Consider the following 12267-nt stretch of genomic DNA (forward strand, 5'->3'; position numbering starts at 1 on the left):
AAAGGGGTAAGAGTTATTACCGATAAATAACCGTTCTGAACGGTATCGAAATGGTAATCAGAATCCCCACTACTTCAACCTTTATTTTATAGGTAACAAGTACGCGATAGACAAGCATGGTTTCACCTGCCCTGCAACAGAATTTGAAAAGCTGATGTATGATATGGGCAATGAAATCGAGATAGAATTAAGCTAAAAATATAAATCGATTCTTTGAAAGGAAAATGAAAATGAATACTATAGAACAGTTCAATGAACACGTTATGCCGACTTACGGAAGGTATGACCTGGTACTCGATAAGGGTGCTGAACAGACAGCTGTCAGCGAAGACGGCAAGCAGTACATAGATTTTGGCTCGGGTATCGGCACAAACAGCCTTGGTTACTGCAACGAGGAATGGGTAGATGCAGTTTGCGCTCAGGTAAAGAAGATACAGCACACCTCCAACTACTACTACACAAAGGTACAGGCTGATTTTGCGCAGAAGCTTTGCGGTATCACTGGTTACAGCAAGATGTTCTTCGGAAACTCGGGTGCTGAAGCTAACGAGTGCGCAATCAAGGTCGCAAGGAAGTACAGCTTTGACAAGTACGGCAAGGAAGCCGAGAGGAATATCATCATCACACTGGTGAACAGTTTCCACGGAAGGACAATGGGAACTCTTTCCGCTACAGGACAGGACGTATTCCATAACTACTTCTTCCCTTTCCTGCCCGGATTTGTAAACGTTAAGGCTAATGATATCGATGACCTGAACAAAGTCATAGCCGAGAACGACGGCAAGGTATGCGCTATAATGTTTGAATGCATTCAGGGCGAAGGCGGCGTTGTTGGACTTGATGAGGCTTTTGTAAAGGCTATATTCGATGTAGCTGAAAAGAATGATATCCTGACTATCTGCGATGAAGTTCAGACAGGTGTAGGCAGGTCAGGCAAGTTCTTAGCTTGCATGAACTACGGCGTGAAGCCCAATATCGTGACCATGGCAAAGGGTCTGGCAGGAGGACTGCCTATCGGCGTATGCCTGGCTGACGAGAAGTGTTGTGATGTTCTGACCAAGGGCACACACGGTTCTACCTTCGGCGGAAACCCCGTTGTATGTGCAGGCGGTCTGGCTGTACTGAACAATGTAACAAAAGAAGGCTTCCTTGATGAAGTTATCAAGAAGGGTGACTATATCCGCGAGAAGCTGAAAGATGTTCCCGAAGTTACAGGCATCAGCGGTATGGGACTTATGCTGGGTGTCAGCCTGAAGACCAAGACCGCAGGCGATGTATGCAAAGCTTGCCTTGACAATGGTCTGCTGATACTTACAGCTAAGGAAAAACTGCGTTTCTTGCCTCCGCTGAACATCAGCTACGAGGAGATAGACAAGGGTCTGGCTATTCTCAAGGATATCCTTGAAAAATAATAGTTCGGAGGTATACCATGACTATCAGGAAAATGGTTATCACGGACTACGATAAAGTTTACAGCCTGTGGCTTTCCTGCAAAGGCATGGGGCTGAATGACCTTGATGATTCGAGAGATGGCATAGCAAGATATCTGGAAAGAAATCCCGAAACGTGCTTTGTGGCTGAGGACAACGCTGAAATAGTTGGTGTGATAATCGCAGGTCATGACGGCAGACGCGGTTACATTTACCACACTGCAGTTTCTCCCGATCACAGAGGACAGGGCATCGGTACAAAGCTTGTAGATGCGGCTATGAAAGCACTCAAAGATCAGGGCATTAACAAGGCTGCGCTTGTATGCTTCTCGAAAAACGAAGGCGGGAACACTTTCTGGGAGAAGGCAGGGTTCAGTCACAGGACTGACCTGACCTACAGGAACAAGGCAATTTCCGAAATGAAAAGAATAGATACGTAAATAAATAATCTCAAATAACGGAGGTATTACAATATGAACCACTTACTCAAAATGCTTGATCTTTCAAAAGAGGAGATAATTGACATACTCAATCTGGCTGATCAGCTGAAATATGAAAACAAGAACGGAATCGAACATAAGGTGCTGAAGGGCAAGACTCTCGGCATGATATTCCAGAAGTCTTCCACACGTACACGTGTTTCTTTTGAGACAGGTATGTATCAGCTGGGCGGACAGGCACTGTTCCTCTCTAACCGCGATCTTCAGATTGGCAGAGGTGAACCTGTTCAGGATACAGCAAGAGTACTCTCTCGTTACCTGGACGGTATCATGATCCGTACCTTTGAGCAGAAGGAAGTTGAAGATCTGGCTCAGTACGGTTCTATCCCGATAATAAACGGTCTGACAGATTTCTGCCACCCTTGTCAGGTGCTTGCAGACCTTATGACTATCCGTGAGTTCAAGGGTCAGTTTGAAGGTCTGAAGATGTGCTACATCGGTGACGGAAACAACATGGCTAACTCCCTGATCGTCGGCGGACTTAAAGTCGGCATGAGCGTATCCATCGCTTGCCCCGAGGGCTATCGTCCCGATCCCGAGGTACTGGAATTCGCAAAGCAGTACGGTGATAAGTTCTTTATGACCGACAAGCCTATCGAAGCCGCTAAGGACGCAGACGTTCTGTTCACAGACGTATGGACTTCAATGGGTGAAGAAGCTGAGACCGAGAAGCGTAAGGTAGCTTTTGCAGGATATCAGATAAATGACGATATAATGGCTGCAGCTAAACCTGATGCAATGGTACAGCACTGCCTGCCTGCACACCGTGAAGAAGAGATCACCGAGAAGGTATTCGAGGCTCACGCAAACGAGATATTTGAGGAAGCTGAAAACAGACTTCACGCTCAGAAGGCTGTAATGGTCAAGGTAATGGGCGGAAATAAGTAATATAACTATTATATCTAAAACAAAGACAGATACATCGTTATTTCAAATGATGTATCTGTCTTATTTCTTATGTACCCCTCTTTACTTTTTCCAGTGTGAAAGTTCAGGAAGTGTTTTAGAAAGGTATTCCCTTGCCTGTTCAGAAGTAAACTGCTCATTAGATATATGATCAGCAAGAAAGTCGATAAGTTCATCAAGGGATGAATAAACATACTTGCCGTCAGTATAGCACCACTTGCAGTAATCCTCATTGAATGTTCCGTCCGCTTCTCTGCTGAGCACTGAATCATCAAGTGGCATTCCGCAGCATTGACAAATGAGCTTTCTCGGTGAACCAAGTATAGTGTTGATAGATACTTCAAACAATACAGAAAGCAGTTTCAATGTTTCAGTGTTCGGTACGGTATCTCCGTTCTCCCATCGAGATACAGCCTGTCGGGTGACATAGACCTTTTCAGCAAGCTCCTCCTGAGATAAACCTCGTTTTACGCGAAGTTCACGAATGATATTTTTGTTGTCCATGATATGATCTCCTCCTTCTTTGTATACATTATAACATCAAATCCCTGATAATTCAAGCAACCTGCTGTTGCTCCTACTATGCTTGTCCGTCACAGGAATACAAGCGTATTTCACAAACGTACACAAGAAACTTTAGTAAAGTTTGTATATTTGACTATTGACTATTTTAGTGAAATTGGGTATACTTTTTAAGGTGCTTAAAATGCATGATAAATATTTCTATTATAATTAAAAGGGGTCTGAACACTAATGACTAAGGTAGTTAAATTCGGCGGAAGCTCACTGGCAAGCGCTGAACAGTTCAAGAAAGTCAAGGATATAATCACAGCTGAGGATTCAAGAAGATTTGTAGTTCCCTCTGCGCCAGGCAAGAGATTCTCTGCGGACACAAAGGTAACTGATATGCTCTACGGCTGCTATGATCTTGCTGCTAAGGGCAAGGATTTCACAAAGGAATTTGAAGCTATAAAGGAAAGATACAACGGTATAATCAATGACCTTGGTCTTGATATCAATCTTGATAATGAATTTGATGTCATCAAGGCTTGTTTCATCGGTAAGGCAGGCAGAGATTATGCTGCATCCAGAGGTGAGTTCCTGAATGGTATGGTACTTGCTAACTATTTGGGCTATAACTTCATCGACGCTGCTGATGTTATTTTCTTCGATGACAGAGGACAGTTTGATGCAAAGCGTACTAATAAGGTACTCTCCGAAAGACTTGAGGGACTTGAGAATGCAGTTGTTCCCGGTTTCTACGGCTCTATGCCCAATGATACTATCAAGACTTTCTCAAGAGGCGGTTCTGATATCACAGGTTCTATCGTAGCTGCTGCTGTAAATGCAGATCTCTATGAGAACTGGACTGATACTTCAGGATTCCTGACAACTGACCCCAGGATCGTTAAAGATCCCGCTCCTATAACAACTATCACTTATAAGGAGCTGAGAGAGCTTTCTTACATGGGCGCAAGCGTATTCCATGAGGATGCTATCTTCCCTGTCAGAAAAGCAGGAATCGCTATAAACATCAAGAACACAAATGATCCCGAGGCTCCCGGCACACTTATTGTTGAGTCCACTTCTCAGAAGCCCGCATTCACCATAACAGGTATTGCCGGCAAGAAGGGCTTCACTGTTATCAATATCGAAAAAGATATGATGAACGCTGAGCTTGGTTTCGGCAGAAGAGTACTTGAAGTATTCGAGAAGAACGGTGTAAGCTTTGAGCATATGCCTTCAGGTATCGATACTATGTCTGTAATAGTTACTCAGGAAGAATTTGCAGATAAGGAGCAGGAGATACTTGCAGGTCTTCACAGAAACTGCCACCCCGATATGATCGAGATCGAGACAGATCTTGCACTCATCGCTGTTGTTGGCAGAGCTATGAAGGCAAACAGAGGTACTGCAGGCAGAATATTCTCTGCACTGGCTCATGCTCATGTAAATGTTAAGATGATAGATCAGGGCTCCAGTGAGCTGAATGTTATCATCGGTGTCAGCGAAAGTGATTTTGAGACTGCTGTTAAGTCGATCTACGATATATTCGTTGAAACAAAGCTTTGATCATAAAGCATAAGGAAGTATAGATATGATAGATGCACAGTCCGTACAGCAGAAGCTGTATGGGCTGTGTCTTTTATTATTTATCGTACATACTCAAATAGTGGTTGACTAAAGAAAACAAATGTTGTATAATCAATATTATAGTTTATAGATATCTTGCTTGAATATATTACAAGCACTACTAAAAATCTGTCTGTGATTTATACAGAATAACACTCAAAAACAATACTTTAATGTGAGGACATATCATTATGAATTTAGCTAAAAAAAGGATACTTCCAGTAATCTGCGCAGCAATAGTAATAGTAAGTACCGTTATGTTTACTTCATGCGGAAACAAAAAGAACAACGATACCTCTTCAAAAAAGAATGATATCTCCAGTGCTGAGAAAATCACACTTACAACAGAAAACAATATATCCCCCGATATAGTTGATGATCTTGATACTACTGGCGAATCGGATATAACTCCTTCCATGTGGACTGTAACCGGTAAAAATGGAGCTGTCGTTACTCTTATGGGTTCAATGCATGCTCTTAAAGAAAGTGATTATCCTATGCCGAAAGAGCTGCATGATGCTTATGACAGCGCTGATATACTTGCTGTAGAAGCCGATATAACCGAAGCCGGTTCCCTGACTTTTCAATCGGCTATGCTGGCAGGTATGTATTATGATGACGTAAAAGACGAACTGTCTAAGCATTTATCCCAAAAGGCTTATGAAGCCCTTGACAAGTATCTGGATCTTTATTCCCTTGATATTACTGCATATACAAAAATGAGACCATGGGCTGTTTATTCTGTAGTAGAAAATCTCCCCCTTCAACGCAGTGACTTGTCAGGTGATCTGGGACTAGACAAGTATCTGCTTATAAAGGCACATGATGATGAAAAGGAGATCTATGAAGTTGAGGGGATGGAGTATCAGTTTGATATGTTCACACAGCTTTCGGATGATTCATACAGCTTTCAGTTTGAAGCACTTGCAAACAGAACAATTGAAAGCGATATAGAGTCTCTGGATAAACTCCATGAAGCATGGGCAACAGGTGATATAGATCATATAGAGGAACTTGCTAACGAGGAGATCGAAACCGACGATAAGTACGCAGAAGCAGTATCTGAATATGAAAAAAAGATCTATATCGACAGAAACCAAGGTATGAAAGAAGCTGCTGAAAACTTCCTGAACGGAGATAAAAATGTCCTGTTCGTCGTAGGTGCAGCTCACTACGCAGGTGATAACGGCATTATCTCTCTGCTTGAAAAAGACGGCTACACTGTAGAACCCGTAAAGTATGTTAAAGATTATTGATACAGTATATATTAGTCAGATTTGACCGCTATTAAAACCTCCGGCGTGAAACGCAGTATGTATAAGATGATACTTTAAACAATATAGCTTTATACTATTTTTTTGAGATATTTTTATAGTTTTAAATAAAGAGTTGTGCTATAATCATCTACATAAGAACAAACTGGTATCAGTAAAAAATATAATATTTATATCACCATAGATCTATATCCGTGAGAACAATGGCGAGTATGGTGATAATAATAAAACACTGCAGTTTGTGCGTTTTCACGAAGGGGGGTATTATGAAAAAAATAACTGTTATATGGTCAAGCCCAAATCAGAATGGATTGACAGCATCGGCAAAAGACCATATAATAAAAGGAATATCAAAATCAGGGGCAGAGGTAACTGAGATCCACCTGAACAGCAAAAACATTCAGCACTGCCGTGCTTGTGGAAATGGTTGGGGTACCTGTAATAAAAATGGCAGTTGTGTTATCGATGATGATTTTGCAGAGATCTACGAAAACCTAAGAAATGCTGACGGTATTGTCTGGATCAGCGCAGTGTATTGGTCTGATATGACAGAACGTTTCAAAGCATTCTTCGACAGACTTCGCCGCTGTGATGCTGCCTTCAGCCATTCACTTGCAGACAAGCGCTGCATACTTGTGGCCTGTGCGGGCGGTACAGGACGCGGTACTCTTGAATGTCTTACCCAGCTTGAACGCGGTCTTGTTCATATGGGTATGCGAACTTTTGACCGTATACCGGTCGTACGATTCAACAGGGATTATATCCTGCCTGCACTTTATGAAGCAGGCAAGACATATATAGACTGCCTGGAAAACGGATTTGATATGTATTATTGAAATAAAAGGATAGTGAAAAGGCGCAGAAATAAGGAGCTGCGCCTTTTTTGCGTCAGCATAGAAATTAAAGCAGTGCTGTATGGAGTGTAAAGTAATACAGCTATACATGAAATTGATCGATGCGAAACTGAAAGAATATGCAGATTCAACGATATTTTCAAAATATCAGTTGACTTGACGGGTAAAATATGTTACTATAATTTTATATGTAAAAATTCAAAGCTATGGAGCGTAAATTTATGGTTAAGAAAAAAAATGACAACAAAAACCACTCTTCGGGTATACTCGGCAATAAACTTTATCTGTATCTTACCGAATTTTTTGCGGGTATGTCCGTTATGGCTGTAGAGCTCGGTGCAAGCCGACTTTTGGCGCCTTATTTCAGCTCATCACAGATAGTATGGACTATCATCATAGGCACGATAATGATAGCTATGGCTCTTGGTAATTATTTCGGAGGAAAAAGTGCCGATAAAGATCCTGAACCTGATAAACTCTATAAAAGGATCCTGCTTTCAGCTGTATGGATAGCAGCTATACCATTTATTGGGAAAATTGTGATATTAGGTATATCTGCAGTTCTGGTAGTGACCGTCAGTACGAATTTTCTAATATGGGCGGCTTTTCTTGCGTGTATGGTGATCTTTGTTTACCCATTGTTCCTGCTGGGTACTGTCACTCCGTCACTGGTAAAATACACTACTGACAGTCTTGAGGATAACGGCAGAACTGTCGGGACTCTTGGTGCTTTCAATACAGTGGGCAGTATCATCGGCACTTTCGCCCCTACTTTTATTACAATACCTACAGTCGGCACAGCTGTGACATTCCTGATTTTTTCGGGTATACTTCTTATGCTTGGACTGGTATATTTCTTTTCCTGCAAACGCGGCTATATCCGTATAGCTATATGCACAGTGCTTTTCATAGTATTTTGTATAACCGGTACAGTTCTGGGGTTTGCTTTCTGGGAAAGATCACTGACTTACGAGGGTGAATCCGTTTACAACTATCTTCAGGTCAAAGAGGACGACAAACAGGCGGCATTATCCACTAACGTGCTTTTCGGCATACAGTCGATCTACATGAAAGACGGTGGTCTTACAGGACTTTACTACGATACAGCAATGGCTGCTCCCCTTATGAGCGAAGGTGATGATATCACCAAAAAGAATATGCTGATCCTTGGCATGGGTACGGGAACTTATGCCAAGCAGTGCAAGGCATATTTCCCCGGTATCAAAGTTGAGGGAGTAGAGATAGATGATAAAATAACAGATCTTGCACATAAATACTTTGATCTTGACGATGATATAAAAGTTACTACCTATGACGGCAGAGCTTTTCTCAATTCACTGAAAGGCGCTAACAGAAAAAGCTCCGATTCTGCTGTGAAATACGATGTTATCATGGTTGACGCTTATCAGGATATCACCATACCATTCCAGATGTCTACCGTCGAATTTTTTACACTGGTGAAAAACAGCCTGGCACCAGATGGCGTAATGGTGGTAAATATGAATATGCATTCGGATAAAAAAGGCAGTATCAACGAGTGCCTTTGCGATACCATCGCATCGGTTTTCAGTAACGTGTACACAGTAAAGGTGGATGGAACCACCAACCGCGAGCTTTTTGCCTCCGATCTATCAGGTATGCCCGACAGACTTTATTCAGCTTCTCAGAAGCTTGAAGATAATGATCTGAAAGCTCTCATGGAAGATATATACATGAGAATGAAGCGATATGAGGGCGGCGAAAACATCCTTACAGATGACAAAGCACCAGTTGAACTGCTGGGTATGCAAGTCATTGATGATCTTATTTCAGAAGAACTGACTTACTATAAAAAGCGATTCAAAGAAGACGGCATAAAAGGTCTTATCGATTGAAAGTTTTAAGTTAATTTTAGTTTAGTATAGTACACTTTAAACATCGATAAAAAATTATAAGGAATGATAAGAATGGAAATCGACAGCATATATATCGTAATACCCGCCTATGAACCCGATGAAAAGCTGATAGCTCTTATTGATGAACTAACAGACAAACACACTTATAATCTGATAGTAGTTGACGACGGCAGCAGCTCCGATAAAAAAGAAACATGGTTATCCCTTTAACACACCACAGATAATATACAATGCTGTCCAAATAAACAGACCTCAAAAACCGGAAAATATAGTATAATAGTGACAGAAACCGAAAGGAGCTGTCGCTATGTCAAAAAGATTTCCGAAACCTGAGATAACACTTGATGGGATATACTCAAAGTTCGCAGATGAAAGCTTTTGCAAGGATTTTCTGCTTGATATCCGCTTTGAAAAGGGCTTTGCCTGCCCGTTTTGCGGTGGCTCTGAGTACCGCAGGATAAGGTCACGCCATCTGCTGCGATGCAAGTTCTGTAAAGCAGATATATCCGCCACAAACGGAACTTTTATGCACAGAACACATATTCCGCTCAGACTGTGGATAGTCACCGCATTCCTCATTATGAGCAACAAATGCAGCGTTTCTGCTGTTACGCTGATGAGGTCTTTGGGAGTGACCTACAAGACAGCCTGGTACATCCTTCATCGCATCAGAAAAGAGCTATGGAATGCCGTGAAGAACGCTATTTGCGCGACGGGATCGTTGAACTTGATGACACGTATCTCGGTGCTCCGACTCACGGTAAAAAGCGCGGCAGAGGTACTGAAAAAGTCAAAATGATCGTAGCTTTATCAAAGAACGCTGCAGGAAATCCCGAGTACGTTAAAATGAGCGATGTGCCGAATTTAAAGGGCATAACTGTGGGTAGATTTGCCAGGGATAATATCCGCGCTGGCTCGAAGATCGAGAGTGATAATGCCCGAAGTTACAAGAAACCGCTGGCACAGAAATACTTCCATGTTTTTGAGACATATGATCCGACAAGCGGTCAGCTGAACTGGATGCATAAAGTTATTTCAAACTTCAAAGCAATGATCATGGGAACTTACCACGGAAACGAAAAGATCCACACAGCGTTGTATGCTGCCGAATACTGTTACAAATTCAACCGCCGCAAGCTGGGAAACAGTGCGTATTTAAGGCTTTGGGCTGCTTTGGTGCAGTGATCTTACTTGTGGTGTGTTAAAGGGATAACCATTAAAAGAAATATTCGACAAAGTAAAGGATAAAGCCGAACTTCTGATACACGAAGTAAACCGCGGAAAAGGTGCTGCGCTGAGAACGGCTTTCACTTATATCAAAAACACCTGCAAAGGAAGATACTATTTGATTACAGCCGATGCTGACGGTCAGCACAAGCCTGCGGATATCATGAGAATAGCAGAAGCGCTGAAAGAACATCCCGATAAACTGGTGATGGGCTGCAGACGTTTCAAGGGTGATATCCCTCTGCGCAGCCGTTTCGGAAATAATATGACAAAAGCCGTGTTCAGATTTGCGGCAGGTGTGGGAGTAAGTGATACTCAGACGGGTCTGCGTGGATTTTCAGACAAGCTGACAGATTTTATGCTGGGACTTTCGGGTGACAGATACGAGTATGAAATGAATATGCTGCTTGAAGCTGCAAGGGACGGTATAAGCTTTTATGAAGTGCCCATAGAGACTGTCTACCTTAATGAAAACAAGAGTTCCCATTTCAATCCGATAAAAGATTCATTCAGAATTTATAAAGATATTCTCAAGTTCTCATGCTCTTCCCTGCTGAGTTTCTTCGTCGATTACGTTTTGTATTCGGTGATATTCGCATTAAGTGGAAGCATAAGACTTTCAAACGTGATAGCAAGAGTATTCAGCTCGATATTCAATTTTGTGCTGAACAAAAAGGTGGTTTTCAAAAACAAGGAAAATCTCTATAAAACAGCACTGAAATACTTCCTGCTTGCGGCGGTGATACTTGCTGTAAACACTCTCCTTCTCGGACTTATTGTAAAGTACGTTATCAAAAATGAGTACATTGCCAAGATAATAGTTGAAGTACTGCTGTTCTTATTCAGCTGGAGCGCACAGCGGAGTTTCGTTTTTAAAAAGAAAGGTCTGACTACTGATGAGCAAAAATAAAAGGATGCCTGTCTGGGGTATGATACTGACAGATACGCTGCTTGTATGCGCAGCTGTGGGAACGTTCATGCTTTTTGATTACGTTATGCCCCACAGCGCAAACACCAAAGGAACGGTAGTTGCAGAAGTCGACAGCGCAAATAAGACAAGCTTTGCACTGCCAAAATCCGGTGAAAAAAGCGGAACACAGGAAGTAAATACTGTGGATGAAACTTCGGAAGATGATAACAACTCTGCCTCACAGGATAGCATGATCCATGCCGACAGCGTTTCCGATGAAAGCAGCAGTCCCGAAAAAAAGAAAAAAGAGCATCACGAACACACCAAGGAAAACTGGTACGATAACACTGATACCGATGAATATACCGCTGACAATGCACTGATAGAATCCGTGCTTAATGCGGATGTGCAATCGGAAAGAGTAGTGACCTATGAGGGCGATGACGCAGTTATCTATATCGACAAAAAGTGGTTCGGGGATGGCGATGATAAGATAACTTATTATTCGGCTGATATATATGTGACCAGTGTTGACGTACTGAAAACAGGTCTAGCAAAGGACACCTACGGCAAAAACATCAAGGACAGCATTTTCAATATGGCATCGGAGAACAATGCTGTATTTGCAGTTAATGGTGATTTCTACGGTAATTCCGAGGAAGGTATCGTCGTCCGCAACGGTATAAAATACCGTGACAATCTTAACGATGTAGACATATGTGTTCTGTTCACAAACGGCGAGATGAAGACCTACACCTATGAGGAATTCGATACCGAGACTGTACTGGCACAGGGCGTATGGCAGGCGTGGTGCTTCGGACCAATGCTTCTTGACGGCAATGGCGGAGTGCTTGAAAGCTTCAACACCACCACCTATCTCAACAGTGCAAATCCTCGTTCTGCCATCGGCTATATCGAACCTGGACACTATAAAATAGTTACTGTTGACGGCAGAGACCCTGGATATTCCAAGGGCGTCACACTCAGCGAACTAGCGGCTATCATGTCTGACGAAGGCTGTACTACCGCATACAATCTTGACGGCGGCTGTTCGGCTATGATGGTATACGAGGGGGAACTTGTGAATATTCCCGACAGAGGACGCGAGATTAGCGACATTATCTATATCGGAGGGTAA

Annotated in this window: 11 protein-coding genes and 1 pseudogene; 11 read left to right on the forward strand and 1 reads right to left on the reverse strand. The window is 42.4% G+C overall.

The annotated features are described in order from the left end of the window. The first annotated feature begins 230 nt into the window (after positions 1 to 230). Genes RUMAL_RS10535 through argF form a run of 3 tightly spaced genes read left to right on the forward strand, consistent with a single transcriptional unit; the run spans position 231 to position 2818 of the window. Complete coding sequence (locus RUMAL_RS10535; protein WP_013498729.1) at positions 231 to 1412, forward strand: aspartate aminotransferase family protein; 1182 nt, start codon at positions 231 to 233, stop codon at positions 1410 to 1412. A gap of 17 nt (positions 1413 to 1429) precedes the next feature. After that, positions 1430 to 1870, forward strand: a complete 441-nt coding sequence (locus tag RUMAL_RS10540) for a GNAT family N-acetyltransferase (RefSeq protein ID WP_013498730.1) — start codon at positions 1430 to 1432, stop codon at positions 1868 to 1870. A 33-nt stretch (positions 1871 to 1903) separates the two neighbouring features. Beyond that, complete coding sequence (gene argF, locus RUMAL_RS10545) at positions 1904 to 2818, forward strand: ornithine carbamoyltransferase (protein WP_013498731.1); 915 nt, start codon at positions 1904 to 1906, stop codon at positions 2816 to 2818. 81 nt (positions 2819 to 2899) lie between these two features. On the opposite strand, the gene RUMAL_RS10550 is transcribed toward argF, so the two are convergent. After that, entirely contained in the window at positions 2900 to 3340 is a 441-nt protein-coding gene (locus tag RUMAL_RS10550) for a zinc ribbon domain-containing protein (RefSeq protein ID WP_013498732.1), read from the reverse strand. A 249-nt stretch (positions 3341 to 3589) separates the two neighbouring features. On the opposite strand from RUMAL_RS10550, the gene RUMAL_RS10555 reads away from it, so the two are divergent. The 8 genes and pseudogenes from RUMAL_RS10555 to RUMAL_RS10590 all read left to right on the forward strand — a co-directional run bounded on the left by RUMAL_RS10555 (position 3590) and on the right by RUMAL_RS10590 (position 12267). Further along, complete coding sequence (locus RUMAL_RS10555; RefSeq protein WP_013498733.1) at positions 3590 to 4909, forward strand: aspartate kinase; 1320 nt, start codon at positions 3590 to 3592, stop codon at positions 4907 to 4909. Between the two features lie 251 nt (positions 4910 to 5160). Beyond that, complete coding sequence (locus RUMAL_RS10560) at positions 5161 to 6225, forward strand: TraB/GumN family protein (protein ID WP_013498734.1); 1065 nt, start codon at positions 5161 to 5163, stop codon at positions 6223 to 6225. 284 nt (positions 6226 to 6509) lie between these two features. Continuing rightward, a complete protein-coding gene (locus tag RUMAL_RS10565) occupies positions 6510 to 7079 on the forward strand; it encodes a flavodoxin family protein (protein WP_013498735.1) in 570 nt (189 codons plus the stop codon). A gap of 239 nt (positions 7080 to 7318) precedes the next feature. Next, positions 7319 to 8971 (forward strand): spermidine synthase, encoded by a 1653-nt coding sequence (locus RUMAL_RS10570; protein ID WP_013498736.1) that lies wholly within the window; start codon positions 7319 to 7321, stop codon positions 8969 to 8971. 72 nt (positions 8972 to 9043) lie between these two features. Next, complete coding sequence (locus RUMAL_RS21795) at positions 9044 to 9202, forward strand: hypothetical protein (protein ID WP_154662899.1); 159 nt, start codon at positions 9044 to 9046, stop codon at positions 9200 to 9202. A gap of 97 nt (positions 9203 to 9299) precedes the next feature. After that, positions 9300 to 10177, forward strand: a pseudogene (locus tag RUMAL_RS22945) (IS1595 family transposase). Positions 10178 to 10217: 40 nt separating this feature from the next. Then, positions 10218 to 11129, forward strand: a complete 912-nt coding sequence (locus tag RUMAL_RS10585) for a GtrA family protein (RefSeq protein WP_050793279.1) — start codon at positions 10218 to 10220, stop codon at positions 11127 to 11129. Continuing rightward, complete coding sequence (locus tag RUMAL_RS10590; RefSeq protein ID WP_013498737.1) at positions 11116 to 12267, forward strand: phosphodiester glycosidase family protein; 1152 nt, start codon at positions 11116 to 11118, stop codon at positions 12265 to 12267. The genes RUMAL_RS10585 and RUMAL_RS10590 overlap by 14 nt, the downstream gene beginning before the upstream one ends.

The sequence above is a fragment of the Ruminococcus albus 7 = DSM 20455 genome (assembly GCF_000179635.2).
GTDB lineage: Bacteria > Bacillota > Clostridia > Oscillospirales > Ruminococcaceae > Hominimerdicola > Hominimerdicola alba.

What these genes read in the sequence shown, in the direction of transcription:
- RUMAL_RS10535 (WP_013498729.1), top strand. Translation starts at nt 231, where the DNA reads ATGAATACTATAGAACAGTTCAATGAACACGTTATGCCGACTTACGGA.
- RUMAL_RS10540 (WP_013498730.1), top strand. Translation starts at nt 1,430, where the DNA reads ATGACTATCAGGAAAATGGTTATCACGGACTACGATAAAGTTTACAGC.
- argF (WP_013498731.1), top strand. Translation starts at nt 1,904, where the DNA reads ATGAACCACTTACTCAAAATGCTTGATCTTTCAAAAGAGGAGATAATT.
- RUMAL_RS10550 (WP_013498732.1), bottom strand. Translation starts at nt 3,340, where the DNA reads ATGGACAACAAAAATATCATTCGTGAACTTCGCGTAAAACGAGGTTTA.
- RUMAL_RS10555 (WP_013498733.1), top strand. Translation starts at nt 3,590, where the DNA reads ATGACTAAGGTAGTTAAATTCGGCGGAAGCTCACTGGCAAGCGCTGAA.
- RUMAL_RS10560 (WP_013498734.1), top strand. Translation starts at nt 5,161, where the DNA reads ATGAATTTAGCTAAAAAAAGGATACTTCCAGTAATCTGCGCAGCAATA.
- RUMAL_RS10565 (WP_013498735.1), top strand. Translation starts at nt 6,510, where the DNA reads ATGAAAAAAATAACTGTTATATGGTCAAGCCCAAATCAGAATGGATTG.
- RUMAL_RS10570 (WP_013498736.1), top strand. Translation starts at nt 7,319, where the DNA reads ATGGTTAAGAAAAAAAATGACAACAAAAACCACTCTTCGGGTATACTC.
- RUMAL_RS21795 (WP_154662899.1), top strand. Translation starts at nt 9,044, where the DNA reads ATGGAAATCGACAGCATATATATCGTAATACCCGCCTATGAACCCGAT.
- RUMAL_RS10590 (WP_013498737.1), top strand. Translation starts at nt 11,116, where the DNA reads ATGAGCAAAAATAAAAGGATGCCTGTCTGGGGTATGATACTGACAGAT.